General features: G+C 65.4%; 13 protein-coding genes. 3 read left to right on the top strand and 10 right to left on the bottom strand.

Annotated elements, in window-relative coordinates; translation table 11 throughout:
- Positions 1-1470 precede the first annotated feature (1470 nt).
- The 8 genes from CWS50_RS12795 to CWS50_RS12760 form a co-directional block, all read right to left on the bottom strand.
- Positions 1471-2430, bottom strand: coding sequence for a D-alanine--D-alanine ligase family protein (locus CWS50_RS12795; protein ID WP_127843095.1), 960 nt, complete (start codon positions 2428-2430; stop codon positions 1471-1473).
- A gap of 8 nt (positions 2431-2438) precedes the next feature.
- Positions 2439-3737 (bottom strand): aminotransferase-like domain-containing protein, encoded by a 1299-nt coding sequence (locus CWS50_RS12790; RefSeq protein ID WP_180342385.1) that lies wholly within the window; start codon positions 3735-3737, stop codon positions 2439-2441.
- Between the two features lie 300 nt (positions 3738-4037).
- Positions 4038-5483 (bottom strand): threonine synthase, encoded by a 1446-nt coding sequence (gene thrC, locus CWS50_RS12785; protein ID WP_127843093.1) that lies wholly within the window; start codon positions 5481-5483, stop codon positions 4038-4040.
- Between the two features lie 175 nt (positions 5484-5658).
- On the bottom strand, positions 5659-5985 hold the full coding sequence (gene trxA / locus CWS50_RS12780; RefSeq protein ID WP_127843092.1) for a thioredoxin: 327 nt from the start codon (positions 5983-5985) through the stop codon (positions 5659-5661).
- 202 nt (positions 5986-6187) lie between these two features.
- Entirely contained in the window at positions 6188-7108 is a 921-nt protein-coding gene (gene trxB / locus CWS50_RS12775; RefSeq protein WP_127843091.1) for a thioredoxin-disulfide reductase, read from the bottom strand.
- A 103-nt stretch (positions 7109-7211) separates the two neighbouring features.
- Complete coding sequence (locus tag CWS50_RS12770; RefSeq protein ID WP_127843090.1) at positions 7212-11489, bottom strand: murein biosynthesis integral membrane protein MurJ; 4278 nt, start codon at positions 11487-11489, stop codon at positions 7212-7214.
- Positions 11486-13909, bottom strand: a complete 2424-nt coding sequence (locus tag CWS50_RS12765) for a DUF6049 family protein (protein ID WP_243118363.1) — start codon at positions 13907-13909, stop codon at positions 11486-11488. Before CWS50_RS12765 ends, CWS50_RS12770 begins: the two co-directional genes overlap by 4 nt.
- Entirely contained in the window at positions 13906-14415 is a 510-nt protein-coding gene (locus CWS50_RS12760; protein WP_127843089.1) for an NUDIX hydrolase, read from the bottom strand. The genes CWS50_RS12765 and CWS50_RS12760 overlap by 4 nt, the downstream gene beginning before the upstream one ends.
- A 152-nt stretch (positions 14416-14567) precedes the next feature.
- Between CWS50_RS12760 and CWS50_RS12755 the strand changes: the two genes are divergently transcribed.
- On the top strand, positions 14568-16058 hold the full coding sequence (locus CWS50_RS12755) for a CCA tRNA nucleotidyltransferase (protein WP_127843088.1): 1491 nt from the start codon (positions 14568-14570) through the stop codon (positions 16056-16058).
- Between the two features lie 38 nt (positions 16059-16096).
- Here the strand turns inward: CWS50_RS12755 and CWS50_RS12750 are convergent, their stop codons facing one another.
- Both CWS50_RS12750 and CWS50_RS12745 read right to left on the bottom strand, forming a co-directional pair.
- On the bottom strand, positions 16097-16858 hold the full coding sequence (locus tag CWS50_RS12750) for a hypothetical protein (RefSeq protein WP_127843087.1): 762 nt from the start codon (positions 16856-16858) through the stop codon (positions 16097-16099).
- Complete coding sequence (locus tag CWS50_RS12745; protein WP_127843086.1) at positions 16851-17525, bottom strand: ATP-binding cassette domain-containing protein; 675 nt, start codon at positions 17523-17525, stop codon at positions 16851-16853. Before CWS50_RS12745 ends, CWS50_RS12750 begins: the two co-directional genes overlap by 8 nt.
- Before the next feature lie 211 nt (positions 17526-17736).
- Here CWS50_RS12745 and CWS50_RS12740 point away from each other — a divergent pair, with 211 nt between their 5' ends.
- Together CWS50_RS12740 and CWS50_RS12735 are read left to right on the top strand one after the other, a co-directional pair.
- Positions 17737-18927, top strand: a complete 1191-nt coding sequence (locus CWS50_RS12740; protein WP_127843085.1) for a Gfo/Idh/MocA family protein — start codon at positions 17737-17739, stop codon at positions 18925-18927.
- A gap of 246 nt (positions 18928-19173) precedes the next feature.
- Positions 19174-20706: a glycoside hydrolase family 36 protein gene (locus CWS50_RS12735; protein ID WP_127843084.1), complete on the top strand. Its 1533-nt coding sequence runs from the start codon at positions 19174-19176 to the stop codon at positions 20704-20706.
- Positions 20707-20710: the final 4 nt, after the last annotated feature.

Genomic DNA, 20710 nt, shown 5'->3' with positions numbered 1-20710 from the left:
GCACCTCGCCCACATGTAGTTATATACATCGGGAAGCCGGTTCACAGATGTGCGTCCATGTATGGACTCGCTCGCTTTCCGTGGCGCGAGGAATAACCTTAGCCACTCGTGGCTGTGGTCCCTGTGCATAAACTGCATCCATGCTAGCACACTGACGATGCCGCAAGGCGATCGGTGGTTCAAGCGACTCAGTGTTCTGCGGACTTCTGACTCTGTAGCGTGCGCATCCTTGGTAGTGTCTTGGCCACTTTATCTAGCACAGAATCACATATACACAGTAAACATAGTTATGTATGCGAATACAGTTACTTGCGCGATGGCGCCGTTGGCACGAACTATGTAGGTGGCTTGACGACCAATTCGTGTCAGCGGATGATCCACTCACGATCTCAACAAGACCGCTGCAGATGTGCCAGTGTTTCACGTGGAACATCCATCTTTGTATGAGTCTGGATACCGTGAATCATCGCTCCCTGCCCTGGGCTTGCGTTTGGGACCACTCTCAAACATGGACCATCCTGCATGTAGAATAGATGAATAAGGACGCCATCTGGGCATCCTCCCGAGTACAGTGCTGATCGCATCACCACATGTTGATACAGGAACTCGCTAAGTATGACGACAGCATGTGTGTAACATCAATGGAAGTGTAGGACATGCGGAATAACGTATGGCCGAATACTCCCATGGCAAGAAACTATGTGGACAAATATGGTTTCACACAGGCAACATGCATATGATGAGTATTGTTTCTGGCTGACTGTCTAACAAGTGTTTACTTGGAGTAACTGGCGGGTATCACAGGTACATATTGATAGCCTAGCCCTACGTCGGCAGAATAGCATCAACGGAACCTGCACTTCGCACAGTCATTTTCTTCTAACAACCACTAGATGCCGAAAAAATACTGAGGAAAGAGTTATGAAGGTCAAGTACTGTGTATTCCGTGCGTCAAGAACAGTCTCTGTCGGGAAAATCCCTTCATGCGTCAACACAATTCATGGAAACCAAAAAACGCTCTACCGTGGCTCGGTGCGTTGATAATAGGGCTACGGATACCATTCTCGCGATGTCCTAACAGCATTGCTCATGTAGACTCAACAACTGTTCGCGTCTCTTGTTTCCGTTTAGAAACTGTGCAGTCGGAACATGTTTCACGGAGAGTTCTCGAGCTTAAATAAAGCAGTTCATCCACCAAGAGTCAAGCAGAATAAGGTCGACCGTCGCAGATGTTAGAAGAAAACAACTATATAACTGAAACAGTCGCTATCCTCGGCTTCGCGTCCAACACATAAACTATTGCCGTGAGTTCACTGCAATTGATTCTTGCCGGGAGTGGAACTTGGGACACTGAAGAATACAGGCTAAATTCCGACAGATTGATACCGCCACGCCATCTTAGCGAACCTCAGGGCCTGCTCAGCCGTTGCGGCATGCAGCGCGCAAGCTATAGCAGCTGAGAGCGAGGCACTAGGGCTGGACCAGAGGACTTTTCACCAGAGCATCATAGAGAGGACCAAGTTCCCCGTCTGCCTCTACAGCCATGGGGAGGAGGGAGTTCTCTGTCATCCCAGGGACAACGTTGACATCAATAAACCAAGGTGTGCCGTGAGTGTCAAGGATCAAGTCGGTCCGCGACAAGTTACCGAGACCTAGCGTGCGGTGAACTGCAAGAGCCGTGTCTTGGACCTTGTCCGTGTCGCGAGCGTCAAGTCTGGCTGGCACAAAGTACTCGGACCGGCCAGGATTGTACCTGGCGTCGAAGTCATACTGGCCCTGGGAAACCACTTCCACCGGCGGCAAGGCACGTGGTCCCTCCCCAGTGTCGACGACAGACACCGCGATCTCTGTGCCCTCAACGTATTGCTCAATAAGAGCGCGGTCATCATAGGAAAAACAGGCGACCATTGCTGCTCGCAGTTCGTCAGCATTGAAAGCGATGGATACACCAAGACCAGAACCGCCTTGATTCGGTTTGACAACAAGTGGAAAACCTAGGTGCGCGGTAACGACGCCGAGAACCTCCTGGGCGCCCAGTTGGCTGAAGTACTCGCGTGGCAGCGTCAGGGAGTCCGGGGTAACAACGCCGCCAGTTCGCACGGTGGCCTTGGCAGTTGGCTTGAATGATGAACGTTGGCAGCCATCTGAATGCGTGCCAACGTAAGGAAGGTCTAGTGCGATGAGAGTGTTTTGGAGACCTCCATCTTCACCGTGGCTTCCATGTACCAGCGGCCACACCACATCAGGACCAAAAGCCCGCAGGGAACTAATCATACGGGCATCGACATCAAGGACGAGTACAGAGTGTCCAGCATGCTTGAGAACTTGGGCCACGCGATTGCCAGAGCGTAGGGAGATATCCCGTTCGTGACTGAGGCCTCCCGCAAGAACGGCGACACGTAGTGACTCTGACTGAGGACTGTTGCTCATGACTCTCCTTAAATTTGATCGGGTCCCGGGGCAGCTATACCCTCTGAGACCCGGTGTACGGTGGGACCAAACAGTCTGTAGTTCTCCACGTCCCGGCTAACGACCTCGGACAGTCGTCGAACTCCCTCCCGGATGTCGGCGGGCTCCGGGTAACAGAAAGACAGTCGGAGATGGTCCCGACCTGCTTTTCCTTCTGCATAGAAAGCAGTTCCGGATACGTAGGCCACAAGGTTCGTTACTGCGCGAGGAAGCATTTCTTTGGCGTCAACACCCTCGGGGAGCCCAAGCCACACGTAGAATCCTCCGTCTGGGACGTTCCAGTGGCATACCGGTAGATATTCCTCCAGCGCCCCCACCATAGCGTCGCGCCGTTCCCTGTACATCGCGCGAAACTCTTCGATCTGCTTCCTCCACTCGAACTGCTCAAGATACATCGAGATAGAGTACTGGCCAACCGAGGAGGGGCAGAGGATAGCCGCTTCCGAGGCAAGCTTCATTTTTTCCTTTACCGCCGGCGGGGCGACGGCCCAGCCCACACGGTATCCTGGTGCGAAAATTTTAGAGAATGACCCAAGGTAGACTACGTCTTCTGGGGCAAGTGTTTTAAGCGCAGTATATGTCTGGCCCTCAAAGCCGAGCAGACCGTAAGGATTGTCCTCGACAATAAGAATGTGGTGCCGACGGCAGATATCAATAACGAGGGGGCGGCGTTCCTCACTGAGAGTGACGCCAGCGGGGTTATGGAAGTTGGGGAGGCAGTAGAAGAACTTGATGCTGCGTCCTTCTCGCTCCGTCCGGATGATCGTCTCCTCCAAGGCCTCGGGGACAACGCCGTGAGCATCAATGGCTACCTGTTGCACATCAGCCTGGTAGGTGGAGAAGATCGACAGAGAGCCAACGTAGGTTGGCGCCTCGGCAAGAATCACGTCACCTGGGTCGATGAACAGCTCGGTTACTATATCGACAGCCTGCTGCGAGCCCGTCGTGACAATAACGTCGTCGGCGTTGGCGTCGACTCCTTCCAGCGCCATAACCTCGGTGACGTGCTCCCGCAGCCGTGGCAGTCCCTGACCATTACCGTACTGCAGTGCTCTACCGCCGTCTTTGCGAATCATTTGAGCAGTGGCCTCAGCAATACGGTCAAGGGGCAGGTCCTTGAGGTTGGGCATTCCTCCTGCCAGGGAGACTACCTCGGGGCGCGAGGCGACCGCAAACAGGGAACGTGTCTCGGACGCCCTCAGGCCGTGGGCACGTGTGGCATAGTTGTCTAGCCATGGGTCAAGTCGGTTTCCCTTGACCTGGTTCATCTCGCCCACCAGGAGCTCCTTCCATGACGATCTCTGGTACTGCGTTCGGTGCCAAGTCTGCCACGGACAGATGTCGGGAACGTCTCATGGCTGGACCCAACTCCCTCATGCTGTTCGTCTGGTAGCCACTCGCCCAACAGAGTGGTCCGTGAAGGGCGGTCTGCTAGGCCGACAGGAGCCTCTTTGTGCCGACCGCTGTCAAGAGACTGGGCAGGAGTGCCTCCGTCCGCACCAATATAAGGCCACGTCTGTTGTTGTCTGTGCGTCGTCTTGGCGACAGCGTCCGGCTGCTGGGACAGGCTACCGAAGGATCGGCGAGGAAGCAGTGACAGCATTCTCAGCGATAATGGCTCTCAGCGGCTTCTCGTCGTTGGGTATGGTTGTCTTTCGCTGAGGAAGCGCTAGAAGCTTGCTGACAGAATCCGGGACCGGTTGGGGGCACCCAAGGGCTTCCTCGACAGTGTCGAGAAACTTTTCTGGCCTCGCGGTCTCCAGGACCAGAGTAGGGAAGCCGGGCTCCATGAGGCGCAGGGCCGTGGTGATGCCGTCAGCGGTGTGCGGGTCGACGATGACACCGTGGCTGCTCATAAGGCGGATCGTCTCCAGGCGTTCAGCGTGGGAAGAGGACATGGCGACAAAGCCGAGCTCTTCACGCATACGTTCTACTTGGTCCGACAGATCCAGTGAGCCGCTGTCCTCCAGCTCCTTCCAGGCGTGGGAGAACCGCCCTGGTCCCAGGAGAGACCACAGGAACCGCTCCAGATTGGAGGCTTTGGAGATATCCATGGAGGGACTAGACGTGGCGAGCGTGGCTTCGGCACTGCGCGGTGTGTAGATGCCGGTGGAGAAGAACTCCTCCAGTACGTTGTTCTCGTTAGTTGCGACGATGAGCCTACGCACCGGCAACCCCATACTGCGCACCAGGTGGCCTGCGTAGATATTGCCAAAGTTGCCTGAGGGAACACACACGTCGACCTGGAGGTCAGAGGGTCGTCGCTCTTCCGTCCGGTCTGTGACACGCAGCCATGCCCACACGTAGTAGACCGCCTGAGCCACGATCCGCCCGATATTGATTGAGTTGACGGCGCCTAGTGAGTACTGTGCCTTGAAGGCAGGGTCGTTGCTGAGGGCCTTGACCAGGTTCTGGCAGTCGTCGAACACACCCTCAACGGCGACGTTGTAGATGTTGGGATCGTGCAGAGAATACATCTGCGCCCGCTGGACGGGACTCATTCGATCTGCTGGTGAGAGCATGAAGACGCTGACTGCGTCCTGACCTCGGAAGGCGTGCTCGGCGGCCGATCCGGTGTCCCCGGAAGTAGCACCCAAGATATTGAGTACCTGGCCCTGCTTGCCCAGGACGTAGGGCACAGCCTGCCCCAGGAACTGCATCGCCAGATCCTTGAAGGCCATGGTAGGACCCTCAGACAGACCTACGAGGTGCAGTCCCGCAGCAACCGTGCTGCAGTCACGCACCGGTACCACGGGCGCAGGGAACCGTTGCGGTCCATAAGCTGCGGCAGTCATATTCTGAAGGTCTGACTCAGGGACGTCGGTGGCGAACAGGCCGATCACCTCAGCAGCCAGGGCCACGTAGTCCAGGGACCGCCATGTCTCCAGACGGTCCCTGCTGAGTGCCGGTAGCGTGACGGGAACCACCAGTCCCCCGTCCGGTGCCAGGCCGGACAGCAGGACCTCGGTGAAACGGGCTGCGCGCATCCCGCCTCGGGTGGAGATGTAGTGCATGAGCCGTCCCCCCATCGTGCCCGGGTTGTCGTAACACCTGCCATTCTAGGCGGCTAGTGCAGGCCTGTGACGTGCACGTGTCCAACAACCTGTTGCTCCAGAAGCAGGTAGCTATCTGAGAGTCGGTGTGCCAGCCCAACGCAGACCGGGCTGGTACACCGACCGACCCAGACCCTCAGTCCAGAACTTTCTCCACCTCGGCCTTGAACGCGGCCTTGGGCCGTGAGCCGGCGAACTGATGGAATGTCTCGCCGTCACGGATGACTGCAAAGGTGGGAATGGACTGTATCCCAAAGGACCGGGCGGTGGCTGGGCTGGCGTCGACGTTGATCTTGACGAACTTCACTCGGTCTCCCAGCTCAGTCGCGACTTCGTCGACAATCGGTGCCATCTGACGGCAGGGGCCGCACCAGTCGGCCCAGAAGTCAATGACAACGGGCTTGTCCGAGCCGAGAACCTCCTCAGTAAAAGTGGCGTCGGTGACGTCAAGAGCAGCAGACATGGTGTTCTCCTTGAATGAGTCGTGGCGTGGCCCGTCGGTACGTCTGGCGGCACCTGGGCTGATATGTCCTTCCGACGTGCTGCGCGGGTGGAAGGTTCGGTGTCTCCTAACCTTTGCGCGCATATGTGCAGGTAGAGCCGGTGATGGGTATCGCGCCTCCTTGTATGCCGTAGGGCGGGCCTGTCCGGGTCACAGCTCCACGTCACAGCGTGGCCAGGTAGTGCTCTGCGTCTAAGGCTGCGCGGCAACCGGACCCGGCTGCGGTGACAGCCTGCTGGTAGGACGGGTCTGCCACGTCGCCACAGGCAAAGACGCCTGGTAGGCGAGTCCTCTGTGACGGGGCCTCAACCTGGATGTACCCGGCGCCATCCAGGTCCAGCACATCTTTTACCAGCTCACTACGAGGAACTTGGCCAATGGCCACGAACAACCCGGTTACCTCAAGCTGGCGCCGCTCTCCAGTCACTGTGTCCTCAAGCGTCACGCCAGTGAGAGAGTCCTGACCGCGCAGCTCAGCCACCGTGGAGTTCCAGGCAAAGGTGATCTTGGGGTCGTCCTGGGCTCGCTGCGCCATGACCGCAGAGGCTCGCAGCTCGTCACGACGGTGCACGACGGTCACCGACCTGGCGAACCGAGTCAGGAACGTGGCCTCCTCCATCGCGGAGTCTCCCCCACCAACCACGACGACGTCCTGGTCCTTGAAGAAGAATCCGTCACATGTCGCACAGTAGGACACCCCGTGGCCGGAAAGACGGTCCTCACCCTCCACCCCCAGGTGTCTGTACTCGGAGCCGGTGGAGATAATCACGGTGCGGGCCTCATAGGTTCCCTCCTCTGTGACGACACGCTTGGTCGTGCCCTCCAGCTCCAGGGCGGTGACGTCCTCGTAGCGGACCTCAGCCCCGAACCGTTCTGCCTGCTCCTGCATCTGGGTCATCAGGGTCGGCCCCATCACACCTTGGACAAAACCAGGGTAGTTCTCCACCTCCGTGGTGTTCATCAGTGCTCCCCCGGCCGTCACCGAGCCTGCCAGGACGATGGGTGCCAGCTGAGCGCGAGCCGCGTAGATGGCGGCGGTGTAGCCCGCAGGGCCGGAACCGACGATGACGACGTCGTGAATCATGATCCTCCTGGTACGGGAGTAGCACGCGGTGCACACCAGTTGACAGGAACCAGTGTCACTAGAGCAAACTGGCGATGAAAAGCGGTTGTTCCCGAATGAGGGTCTATCGGAGAGTGATCTCGGTGATAGTAGCCTTGTTGGAGCCGTCAGCGGCTCTGGGAAGTTCAGTGATCCACACGACAACTGATGCTGTCTCCGTGGAGTCGAAGTCAAATGAGGTGGCCTGCGAGGTGAAGGGACCTTCAGCCAGCAGCTCGCCTCCTGCAGGGTCCTCGGGACTCGTGGCACGGATCTGGACCGATCCGCCCTCCCCAGTCCCGTGGATGTCAATGCCGGATACCTCGGCAGCTTCCTCCAGGGTCACGGCGACTCCCACTCCGCCCTTGCCATCCATGCCGGGGTCGTTGTAGTACCGGGAGAACCACTCCTGGGAGGTGTCTCCGTCCACCAGGCGGTCCGCCAGCTCTGGGTGCTCGTTCCCGTCGCCGAAGGGGTCCAGGCTCTGCGCGCCGCTGACGGTGATGGGTGCGCTGTCCTCACTGCCCTCCTCGCCCCCAGCCTGGTTGTCGGCCTCCCCGCTGCCGTCCTGGGCCGACTGAGCCGACGTCGTGGAGGGAACCGTGTCCGCAGCCGGCTCGTCGGGGTCGGTGAAGCGAATTCCTACCAGTTGCTGCAGGATCAGTACGGCGATGACAACACCGACAAGAGCCAGGACGATCAGGGTGAGGATCACGCTGGTCGTGGTACGGCTGACAGACTGAACCACTTCCTCATCAACCTCGTCCTCCTCGTCCTCAAAGTCGTCGAAGTTGACCTCGAAGCTGCCCGTGAAGGGCTCGGAGGGGACGGGGGCGGCGCCTGGGGCCGTCTCCGAGGCGTTTGTCAGCATACTTGGCATCGGGTTGACCGGACCGGTGACCTGGACGTAACCGAGTCCCGCCCGGGGGGTCATCTCCTCCTCAGCACGCAGGTCGTCAGTGACGACGGTGCCGTCGCCCGTCGCGTCGTGAGCGGAACCATGCTGGGCAAAGGAGTCCGTCACGGCAGCCTGCGGGGCCTGGGTGGCAGACGCTGAGGTGGCAGCCGAGGCTCCACCGCTCGCACTGCTGGAGCGACGCAGGCGATCCAGCACCCCGCGAGCGGCGGTGGCGACCCCGGTCCCTGCTGTATGTGAGGTGGAGTCCGGCCCGCTGTGCTGGGCGGTGGTTCTCACCGCAGCCGGGTAGTCCCGAGCGGGGTCGACCACGTAGCCGCTGACTGGCTCCCAGCTTCCCAGCGCCCGCGCGACCTCGGCAGCCGAGATGGGAGGCTGGCCGTTCCACGTACGTACGCACAGGTCGTCCAGGACCGGGTCGATACCAGCCACCAGTGTGGACGGGACGACAGGCGCGCCACCCAGACGAGGCGCGGAAGGGATCCCGGGACGCTTCCCTGGCCAACGGCCGGTCAGGCCGTAGTAGAGAATCTCCACGAGGGCGCGGGCGTCAGCACGGTCGGCGGCAAGGGGGTCGTTCTTGGCGACCTTGCTCTCCAGGTCCAGGGCGGCGGCCTCAATCCCCAGCCCGCTGATCTTGACCTCTCCCCCGGGGAGCACCCGAATGGACTCAGGAGACAGGTTGAGGTGGTGCAGGCCCTTGCGGGCCCCAGCGTCAAGCGCTTGGGCCGTCTCACCAATGATTGCTCTGACCTGTGCCGAGGTGATGCCGCGGGCCACGAGTGAGCTGAGGGTACGGCCCGCCAGGGGCTCGGTGATGATGATGGAGGGCTCGGAGCGCTCAACGTCGTACACCCGCTGAAGGCGCTCGTCGTCCACCAGTACGGCGCGGCTTGCCGCGTCCATGATGCTGTCGCGGTGCACCGAGGCGTCTGTGAGCACGAGGATGGTCACCTCGCGGTCGAGGATGGTGTCAACACCCCGGTGCCGAACGATTCGAGGCAGCGTGGTGGACAGGGTCCCCAGGAGTCCGTAGCGGCCACTGCCAATCGGCGTCGCCTCAGACATGCGTCTCCTTCCTCGGGGTGACTGCCCGTCAGACACTGATGGACCCATCGTAGCGGTCCGTGGGCTCTGTGCCTGCTCGGTGGTGTGACCTGATGGGGGCACGGCGGCCGAGGGCTCCATGCTGACAGACAGGTTGGCGGGCAGGGAGGGGCTGTCCGGAGGTGGTGCGGGAGCAGTGCCCCGGGGGGTGGCTGCAGCGCCAGCAGGGTGGGCTGGTGGTGGAGGCGAGGCGAGGGGCATCGCGTGCTCGGTTGGAGGCGTGGTCGCAGTCGCTGGAGAGGTGCGGGGGGCGGGCGGGACCGACGGAGGCACTGTCGGTGGTACAGCGGGTACCACAGGGCGTCGTACAGGTGCCCGACCACTGCGGCCAGCAGAGGAGGGGGCGTGAGGAAGGAAGCTGGGGGGGTAGGTGCCCTGCGGCTGTCCGTGTGCTGGCGCGCCGTGAGGGGCGGTAGTCGGCGCGGACGGGGGCGGTGGTGCGGGGGCAGGCTGTGGCGTGGCCGTGGGGGCTGCAGCAGGTGGAGGCGGGGGCGGTGGGGCCGCTTGTGGCGGAGGAGGTGCTGGCGGAGCGGTTCTGCTTCCCGAGGTGCCCCTGGTGGGAGCCGACGTTGGTGTCATCCACTCTGCCAGGCGTAGTACCGGCCGACCTGCCGGACCCGGCAGGCGCCGACCAACCTTGACCAGGATCCGTGACAGCGGACGGAAGGCGACGATGATCTCCTCGACGTTGACTATCCGCCCCATGACAAGATAGATGAAGGACATGACCGAGGCCACAATGACGACCTGGGTCGAGGCAGCCAGGAGGCGGTTCAGGGACGAGGCGCCATCCACCTCTCCCATCAGCGCCACCAGGACCAGGCCGATGACTACCGCAGGTGCTGCGGCCAGGCACAGGCGCAGGTGGGTGGTGGCGACCCTGCGCCCGTCCAGGCTCGGCAGGTGGCGCCGCATCAGCGGGACGACGACGACGCACGCGGCGACCTGGCTCAGGGTGTTGGCAAAGGCCGCCCAGGCCATCCAGTGGTTGGCCGGTGCCAGGAGGTAGGCCAGGGCGCACAGGACCACGGGGAGCAGGCCCACCACGGCGTCGGCGAGGAGAAGCCGCTTGGTGTCCTCGTAAGCCAGCATGACTCGCTGGGTGGTGAACCAGATCCCCTGCGGGACGATTCCCAGAGCCAGGAGGACAAGAACCGGTGCGGTGGCCTGGGCCACCCTCAGGGAGATCGACGGGGTGAAGACCTGGAGCGCTGGCACTGCCAGGACGCAGATGCCCGCTGTAGCCAGCACCGTGAACACCCCGGCGGAGCGCAACCCCAGCGACAGGTCGTCGCGCACGCCCTCCCGGTCGCCTGAGGAGGCCTTCTCGCTCATACGGGTGAACAGGGCGGTGATGATGGAGGTCACCACCAGGGACTGGGGCAGGATGTAGACCAGGTAGGCGTTGGACCACATCGTCGTTGACGGCACCACGACGTCGGCGTACTCAGGAAGCTCAGAGGCTGTGACTGCGGCTGAGCCCAGGTTGGTGGTGGCCCAGGTGCTCAGCGAGATGATGGCGACACCGAGCAGTGCCCACAGGGCGACCCTAGAGCTCTGCCCCAGCCCCAGGCCCCGTATGCCAAAGACGATGCGCGGCTGGAAGCCGGAACGTACCAGGGGGATGTAGAGGATCAGGGCCTGGGCCGCGATGCCCAGGGTGGTGGTCGCCCCGATCAAGGTGATGCGGCCCGCGTCCCACACCTCTGGCCCCTGTCCGTCGGTGTAGGCCCCGTAGACCCGGATGTAGGCGATGATGGAGACGATAGAGATGATGTTGTTGAGCACCGGCGACCACATGTAGGGGCCGAAGCTGGACCGGGCGTTGAGGACCTGGCCCCACAGGGCGTAGAGGCCGTAGAAGAAGATCTGCGGCATGAACCAGAAGGCGAAGGCGTAGGAGACCGGCTGCCAGCGACCCGAGGCCAGGGAGGAGGCGTTGACGTAGAACACCAGGGGAGCGGCAGCGGTGATCAGCACTGTGACGGCAAGCATGAGGGTGGCGGCGGTGGTCAGGAGCCGGTTGACCAGCTCCTCGCCGTTGCGCTTGCGCAGCGCCCGGACGATCTGAGGCACCAGGATGGCGTTGAGGACGCCACCGATCATCATGTTGTACAGGTTTGTCGGCAGGTTGTTGGCGGTGTTGAAGGCGTCTGCCGCTCCCGAGCCGGTAGCCCCCAGGGCGATGACGATGAGGGCGTTGCGCACCAGTCCCAGCACGCGGGAAACCAGTGTGCCCGAGGCCATAATCGCCGAGGAGCGGGCCAGCGAGGCCTGGGAGCGGTGCGGGCTCGGGGAGAGGAAGGAACGTCTGGGTCGGGCGTGCCGGGGCGGGGTCATGCCTTCTCCTGGGCTGGTGGCGGTATGGCCGGTGTGACGGTGCGGCGTCCTCTGCGCACGGTACGCGCTACGCCGGAGACCAGGACAAGGGCCAGGACACCGCCGACCACCCAGGTGCCGACAGACTCCCAGGCCGCTCGCACCTGCATGTGCACGGTGGTCGGGGCCCCCACAGCCGTACCGTCGTCCGCAAGGACCTCGATCGTCAGGTCGACGTCACCGGACCCTACTGCCTTGACCGGGACCGTCGTCGTGGCCTGGCCGCGCGCAGGGACCGTGACAGTGACAGTGTCGGGGATCTGGAGACGTTGGTTGTCCGGGACCAGGCGCACCTGGAGGGTCACCTCCTGGTTCAGGGTCGAGACGATCCTCACCGGAAGGTCAGCCTGCGAGCTGATGATGTTGATGGTGGAGGAGGGAGCAGCGCTCAGCGCGTCGATGACCGCCTCCCCGGCGGCAACGGCAGAGTCCAGGTAGGTGCGGCGGGCCTGGGGGTCGCGGCGCCAGGCTGCTGAGGAGACGATGCTCTCGACGTCGTTGGCCCGCCCCAGGGCTGCCCGGGAGTCGGAGAGCACCGAGGCGATCGAGTCCAAGCGGTTCCCCGACTGGTAGGCCTCTGACAGGAGCCCGGAGGCGATCTCGTCACTGTCACTCACCTGGTCCGGCGGGTCCGTACGGGCCACGTCCCCACTGTCCCTGCTGCTCCCACTGCGTGATCCTGCCGGGTCCGGGCTCGTGGTGCTCCTGGTGCTCCCGGTGTCCTCAGCCTCTTCCCCCTCGGTGGTCCGGGACCTCAGGGCCTCCAGATCCTGGGGAGTGACCCAGGAAGTGTCCCGCAGGGCTGCCAGCCGCTGCGCGAGCACCTCTGGCTCTACCGCTGCGGCCGAGGCCCGGTCCAGGGTGATGACCAGGTCACGCCCCACGGACGGCGCCTGGCGGGTGAAGATCGCGGTCCGTGCACGCAGCAGCTGGCGCGTGTCCAGGTCGCTGAGCTCCTGGTCGTCGAGAGGCTCGGGCTGCCGCCCAGCCAGGGTCAGCGAGGCAGGCTCGTCGGGTACCAGTACCGTGCGACCTCCGATTGTTGTCGTTCCCGAGGGCGTGTAGGTGAGGTCCTGGGCCACGGGGACGGAGCCGACGGGGGCGACGAGGGTCGTCACGGAGCCAGGAAGGGCCTCCAAGGTCTGGGCGTCCAGCTGGGAGGAGGCGGGCCAGGCCAGCGTGGGGTGTGCCCCGGCACCAGCCACGGCTGAGGACTGGGACCTCTGGATGGAAGTGGCCAGGAGGTTGGTCTCCCCCAGGTGGGACAGGGCTGCCGTGTCGGCGTCGTCCCAGGGCAGGGTCGCGACGTCGCCGTTAGCGATGGCACGGGTCAGGGCTGCGGTCAGCGACGCCGGACTGGCCGGGGCGGAGGAGGAGTCAGAGCCTGGGGGTGCGGGGGAGGGATCCGCAGCGGGTGCTGCCGACGTGGAGGTGGCTGCGGGAGGCGACCCGGAGGGCTGTGCCGTGTGGGCCGAGGTGCTGGGCGCAAGGGCTGTGCTGGTGGCGTCTGGTGGTGTCGAGCCGGACAGGTCCCCCTGGAAGGAGCTGGCATCAACACCAAGAGCCTCCAGGAGGGCTGGGTCCACCGCCAGGACCACTCCGTCACCTGCCAGCTCCAGCAGGGCCTGGACCCGCTGCTGGATCTCGGTCACGGTCACCCCTGCGGCCGAGGAGTCACCGGTCGCAGACGCCGGGAGAGTCAGGACCGTCAGCTCCTCAGCAGAGGCTGTGACAGGGACGATGGTAGTCACGCGGGCCGCGTCCACACCTGAGGCGCTGTCCCAGACGATGATGCTGCGGTCCTCAGCGACGGTGGCTCCGCCCTGGGTCAGGGCGACCTGGACGCCGCGGGGACCCCACTGGTCGTGGGCGGACAGCGGCAGGTTCTCAGCGCTGACCATCACGGAGAAGGAGGACGTCTGCCCGGGCTGGACCTGTGGCAGCCGTGTGGTGGACGGTGACGACAGGGTGGTGTCCCGCTCGTTGGCGAGCCACAGGGACAGCGTCTCGAAGGTGACCTCCGTGCCTTCCTGGACCTGGACCACCAGGGAGCCGCCTGACAGGGTCTCGTCGGTGCCGTTGGCGATGGTGCCGGTGACCAGGAGGTCCTCCCCGTCGTGGATCACCTCCGGGGCCAGGGCGTCGATGCTCAGCGTCACCTGGCCAGAGACCAGCTCTGCCTCACCTGGCAGCGCAGGAGAGGCGGCGGGCACGGGTGCCGGGGGGGGCGGGGCCGCTGCCGGCAGGGCGCTGGCAGGAGCCAGCACCAGGGCCAGCAGGCTCAGTGCTGTCAGCGCGGTCACGAGCGCTGCTGCTGGCAGGCGCCGTCCTGCCGTCTGGGGGCAGTGCCTGCGCCGACGAGGTGCCTTCCGGCTCCTCATGCGTCACCTACAAGGATCTTCCGGGCGGCCGCCACGATACGACGCTCGTTGGGGTAGGCCAGACGGCGGGCCACGTCGTCCAGGGCCACCCACTCGACGTCCTCCGCCTCGTGGTCGGGGTCGTTGTCGGTGGTGAGGAACCCGTCGACAGCCTCCAGGAGGAAGTGGTGCACCACCTTGTGGACGCGGTGGGCGTCGCCAGCGAACCAGTAGTCGATCGTCGCCAGGTGGCGCAGCACCCGGCCGGTGATACCGGTCTCCTCGGCGATCTCTCGCACGGCGGCCTCCTCCGGTGTCTCTGTTCCTTCCAGGTGCCCCTTGGGCAGGCACCACTCCAGCCGCCCGCCGCGGTTGCGGCGCGCGATGACCGCAGTGAAGGCCTGACCGGCCTGGACGTCAACAACCAGGCCGCCGGCGCTTGTCTCGTCGACGACGGGGAGGCTGCGCGCACCCGCCCGGCGAGCCGCCGAGGCGGCGCGGGGCGTGCGGGTGCGACGGGAGGACATAGGGATACTCTAGGTCCAACAGCGGTGTCAATGGATGTGGACGAGAGCTCCGCGTGGGTCGGTGAGGACTGGCGCGGCCGGAGCCGACCGGGTGCTGACTGGACGCCGACCGGGGCGCCGCTGACGGCTCCCGGCGTGGCAGGCTTGGCCTGATGACTGCACAGACCCGTCCCCCCTCCCGCGCCCCGCTCTCCGGGGAGCCAGACGCCTCCGGCCTGACCCCGACAGCACGCTCCGCGCTCTCGGCCCTGCCGGTGCCCTTGGCAGCCCTGGCCCACACCTTTGCCCGGGCAGGCCACGAGATCGCCCTGGTGGGCGGGCCGGTGCGTGACGCCTTCATGGGGACCGCCCCCCACGACCTGGACCTGACCACCTCGGCCCGTCCGGAGCAGACGGAGGCACTGCTGCGCGCCTGGGGGGACGCCTGCTGGGACATTGGACGTGACTTCGGCACGATCGGTGCCCGCAAGGGGGAGGTGGTCGTGGAGGTGACCACCTACCGCACCGAGGACTACGAGGTCGGCTCGCGCAAGCCGACCGTCTCCTACGGTGACACACTGGAGGGCGACCTCACCCGGCGGGACTTCACCGTCAACGCCATGGCCCTGCGCCTGCCCGACCTGGAGCTCGTCGACCCCCACCACGGGCTGGTGGACCTGAGGGCAGGGGTCCTGCGCACCCCGGTGTCTCCCCTCCAGTCCTTTGACGACGACCCCCTGCGCATCATGCGGGCCGCGCGCTTTGCCGCCCAGCTGGGTCTGGACGTCGAGCCCGACGTGGTGAGCGCCATGTCCCAGATGGCGTCGCGGCTGGGCATCGTCTCCGCCGAGCGCGTGCGTGCCGAGCTGGAGAGGCTGCTGACCAGCCCCTGGCCCCGCCGCGGCCTGGAGCTGCTGGTGCACACCGGGGTGGCCGACGTCGTCCTGCCGGAGGTGTCGGCCCTGCGCGAGACCGTGGACGAGCACCGCCGCCACAAGGACGTCTACGAGCACACCCTGACGGTCCTGGACCAGGCCATCGACCTGGAGACCGGCCCGGAGGGACCTGTGCCTGGACCCGACCTGGTGCTGCGCCTGGCCGCGCTCCTCCACGACATCGGCAAGCCCGCTACCCGCCGCTTCCTGCCGGGCGGGACAGTGACCTTCCACGGGCACGACCACGTGGGGGCGCGCCTGGCCGCCAAGCGCCTGCGAGCACTGCGCTTTGACAAGCAGACCGTCAAGGACGTGGCGCGACTGGTCGAGCTGCACCTGCGCTTCCACGGCTACGCCGACGCAGGGTGGTCGGACTCGGCGGTGCGCCGCTACGTCACCGACGCCGGTCCCCTGCTGGAGCGCCTCCACCGGCTCACGCGTGCCGACGTCACCACCCGCAACCGGCGCAAGGCCGCCATGCTGGACCACGCCTACGACGACCTGGAGGCACGCATCGACCAGCTGCGCAAGGCCGAGGAGCTGGCCGCGATCCGCCCCGACCTGGACGGCAGCCAGATCATGGCCGAGCTGGGGGTCGCCCCCGGGCCGGTCGTGGGCCAGGCCTACCGTTTCCTGCTGGACCTGCGCATGGAGAAGGGACCCCTGGGTGAGGACCTCGCCCGCCAGGCGCTGCGCTCCTGGTGGGCCGCCCGGCAGGAGCAGGAGTAAGGGGTGGAGCTGGACGGGATGCGCGGGCACGGCCTGTGCTAGGAGGCGTGCAGGCGCACAGCGCCCCGGTGGCGCAGACGGGAGGTCAGCCCGACGGCCAGCAGGCATACCCCCACCCAGAGGGTGTTGAGGACCAGGCTGAGCACGTAGGGTCCTGTCGAGTCGGTGGTGAACGGTGTTCCCAGGCAGACGCCAAGAGGCCCGTAGTACACCGGGTACCCCGTGTAGGAGGTGGACGCGCCCACCGTCCACCCGGTGCCCTCCAGCCCGGCCGTGCTCCACACCGCAGCGGCCTGCAGGCCGACCAGCACGACGAGCCCGCCCGCGTAGACCAGGAGCCGCAGGTAGAACCCCCTGCGGCCTGCGGCGGCGAGCCCCAGGAGCCACGCCAGGGACACCAGGGCCGCGCACGAGACGAGCTTGGCGCAGACTGCGTAGGCTACCGCCCCTGCTCTGCCCTGCTCCGGCCACGTCGTGGCGTAGGTCAGCAGGGTGATGAGACCGGTGGCGCAGAAGCCGGCAGCGAGCGGGAGTGTCTTGACCAGGAGCTTCCTCAGGGGCGAGCGGGTGGAGAGCTGGAGGAGGACGTCTCCCTTGAGCACCAGGAAGACGAAGACGTGTGCCCCCACGTAAAAAGTGGTGGCTGCCGACACGAGGATGACGGCAAAGACCCAGACCACCTCGGTCACAGACCTGTAGGAGTCCAGGAGCTCCCTGAGGAGGAGGGTGGTGGCGAGCACGACGGCGCACACCGAGAAGAAGCCCAGGTGCTTACGCGCCTCGGTGCGGACGTCACGCACGCAGCATCGCCTCCTTGATCCGTGCCTCCAGGCTCTGCCCGGAGGCTGCCTGCGAGGCCTGCGTGCGCAGCAGCATCCTGCCGTCGTGGAGCACGACGCACTCGTCGAAAAGAGGCTCCAGGCCAGCGATGAGGTGAGTGCTGACGACAAGCAGAGCGTCGGCGGGCCTGTGCTGCCCTATGAGCTCCAGCATCCGGTCGCGTGTCACGGGGTCCACTGCTGCCAGGGGCTCGTCAAGGAGGTAGACCGACGACCTCCTGGCCAGCGTCATGCCGAGGTTGAGCTGCTCCTCCATGCCCTTCGACAGGTCGCCCACCTTCTTGGAGGTGTCCAGTGAGAGGCTGTTGATGATGGACCGGGCGCGGTCGCGGTCAAAGTCCTCGAAGTAGTCTTCCAGGACGTCGGGGACTGAGCCGACCCTGAGGAACGTGTAGAGGAACGGGGAGTCCGGCAGGAGGGTCGGGAGTGCCGCGCCCGGGGTTTTTACCGAGCCCGACCGGAGGGGCAGCAGCCCGGCCAGGGCTTTGAGCAGGGTCGTCTTCCCGGCCCCGTTGTGACCAAAGAGACCCACGACACCAGGGGTGTCAAAGCGGATGGTCAGTGGGGCGAGGCGGAACCTTCTCCCTCGGGAGACGACGAGATCCTCCAGCTCGAGCAGTGCAGTCATAGGCTTAACCGTGGTTGTTCGACAAGGGGTTAGTTACAGGTGCAGGTGACGGCGTTGTCCAGGTCAGTCTCGAGATAGAAGAGACGGAGGAACCTTCAGGATGAATGCTACAGCAGACCTGTCCTGGCGTGAGGGTGTGGACGGAGGCGTGCCCGGGTCTGTGCCAGGATGGGAGGTGCCCGGGGACACGTGCTGGTGAGGAGGCGGTACCGTGACAGAGCTGAGGGTCGGCGTCGTGGGGGTCGGCGCACGCAGTCCTCTGGCTGCCCTGGTTGACTCCTCCCCTGTGCCTGCCCGGCTGGTGGCAGCGGCAGATCCCGCGACCGACCGGCACCAGCGTGCGGCGCGGCTCCTGCCCGAGGGCGTGGAGGTGGTCCCCGACTACCGTGAGCTGGTCGGGGCAGGGCGCTCCGGGCTGGACGCCGTGGTCGTGACGACTCCGGACGACACCCACGAGGAGGTGGCCTGCGCCTTCCTGCGCGCCGGTGTGCCGGTCTACCTGGAGAAGCCGCTGGCCGTCAGCCTCAAGGGGGCGGACCGGGTCCTGGAGGTGGCGCGGCGCAGCGGGACCAGGCTGTACGTGGGCCACAACATGCGGCACATGGCCGTGGTCAGGCTGCTCAAGGACGTGGTGGACCGCGGCGAGATCGGCGAGCCCAAGGCGGTGTGGTGCCGACACTTTGTCGGCAACGGAGGTGACTACTACTTCCGGGACTGGCACGCCGAGCGGGCCAGGACCACCGGGCTGCTCCTGCAGAAGGCCGCCCACGACATCGACGTCATCCACTGGATCGTCGGGTCCACGACCCGCAGGGTGGTGGGCATGGGTGACCTCATGGTCTACGGCACCGGGGGGCGGCGCCCTGCGGAGACCAGCCCCGGCACCGTCATGGGCGACTGGTTCAGCCACGACCACTGGCCGCCCGATGCGCTGACCGGGCTCAATCCGGTCATTGACGTCGAGGACCTGTCCATGGTCCTCATGACCCTGCGCAACGGGGTCATGGCCAGCTACCAGCAGTGCCACTTCACCCCCGACTACTGGCGCAGCTACACGGTCATTGGGACGCGGGGCCGGGCGGAGAACTTCGGCGACGGCGCGGGGGGCGTGGTGCGGGTGTGGACACGGCGCTCGGGGTACCGCGAGCACGGCAGCGCCGAGTACCCCATTGAGGAGGAGGGGACCGGTCACGACAGCGCCGACCAGCGCACCGTGGACGAGTTCCTGCGCTTCGTGCGTGACGGCGGGCCCACGCAGACCTCCCCCGTGGGCGCTCGCGACGCCGTGGCCGCAGGCGCTCTGGCCACCGAGTCCCTGCGCTCGGGGTCGGTGCCCCGCGACGTCCCCCAGGTCGAGGACCGCCTAGCCGCCTACTTCGAGCAGGGCCAGCGGGAGGGCTGAGCCGGGCACAGTCAGGGTGAGAGCCGGGGCTGAGCGGCGGTGACGGCGCGCTACGGCGGCGCGGGAAGGCGGTCTGTTCCATCGGGGGCCGCTGACAAGAAGGGAGTTGTCCACAGGACGTCCTGGGAGCCTGCCACTGGACCGTGGGACCCGGTAGGTTGGCGGCGTGGGCGGGACAGAAGAGGACCCAGGAGGGTCCAGAAGGACTAGAGGACCACGAAGACACCGGCAGGCAGGAGAGGCCTCGTGATCCACCAGATTGACCTGGGCGGCCGGAGCGTCGCCCTGGCCACTGACGGCACCGTCACCCGCAGGGACGGGGAGGTTTACGTGCGCGCGGCACACCTGAGTCTTCTCCACGACATGCGCAGTGGTGAGGTCTACCGCACCGGCCAGACCTCGTGGTCCCCCTCGGGGTGGCGGCGGCTGGCGGACCCGCCCCTGCGGGTGGCCAACCCGGTTCGCCGCCGCACCGCTGACGACGACGCCTGGGACGACCAGGTCCGTCATCACTCCTCCTGGGTGGCCGTGGTCGAGGACGCCGGACCCGCCGGAGGGAAGGCTGCCGGGGAGGTGGTACCAGACTGGCCCAGCGCCGTTCTCGTGGGCTGCCTGGAGGGTGAGACCCCCCGGGTACGCGTGGACGAGGCCGCCCTGGAGGCCTTCACCGAGACCGGCCGACCGGGGACGTGGGTGCTCCTGGCCGGGTCGGCCCCGCAGGTCATGGCCGCCTACGCCCGGCGGCTGGGGGCGCACCAGGGACGTCGTGAGATCAGGCCGCAGAGCGTGTGGTGCTCCTGGTACTCCTACTACGAGGGCGTCACTGAGGAGGCTGTGGCTGCCGAGATCCCTGATGTGGCCCGATGCGGGTTCTCCACCCTGCAGATCGACGACGGCTGGCAGGAGGGGGTTGGGGACTGGTACGCGGGGCCACGCTTCCCCTCCGGCATGAAGGTGGTCGCCGACGCCGTCTGGGAGGCGGACATGACCCCCGGCCTGTGGGTGGCCCCCTTCATCGCTCTGCCCGGCTCCCAGGCGGTGCGGGAGTATCCCGACGCCTTTGTCCGAGCCGCCGACGGCTCGCTGGCTGTGGCTGGGTCCAACTGGGGCTCCCACTACCACGCCCTGGACATGACCCACCCGCGTGCCCAGGACCTGGTCTACGAGGTCATCGACCGGGTGGTCCACGAGTGGGGCTTCTCCTACCTCAAGCTCGACTTCCTCAACGCTGCGGCGGTCCCCGGGGTCCGGTCCCAGGACAGCGACCGGGAGCAGGCCTACCGGGAGGGCCTGCGGGTAGTCCGTCAGGCGGCAGGGGAGGACGTGTTCCTGCTGGGCTCGGGTGCCCTGCTCATGCCCTCTGTCGGTGTCCTCGACGCAGTGCGGGTCGGGCCGGACGTGGCCCCCATGTGGGACAACTACGCCACCGATGACCCCAGTGACGCCACGGCCCGCAACGCGCTGCGAGCCAGTGTGAGCCGGCTGTGGCTGGGCGAGGTCATTGGGATCGACCCGGACGTGGCCTTCTTCCGCCACTATCGCAACCTCCTGGACGACACCCAGATGCTCTGGCTGCGTGAGCTGGCTGCCGCCTGCCGGTTCCGGTGCGTCTCAGACCGGATGGCCTGGCTGGAGGAGGTGGAGAAGAAGGCGCTGCGGCAGTGGGCCACCCGGGAGGAGGAGGTCGAGCTCCTGGGCCGCTACCGCTTCCGCGTGGGCGGGCGGGAGGTTGACCTCACCAAGGCCGTCGAGGAGAGCTCCTCGCCGTACCCGCTGTAAGAGC

Source organism: Actinomyces wuliandei (genome assembly GCF_004010955.1).
Classification (GTDB): Bacteria; Actinomycetota; Actinomycetes; order Actinomycetales; family Actinomycetaceae; genus Actinomyces; species Actinomyces wuliandei.
This window is presented reverse-complemented; position numbering and strand designations above follow the sequence as displayed.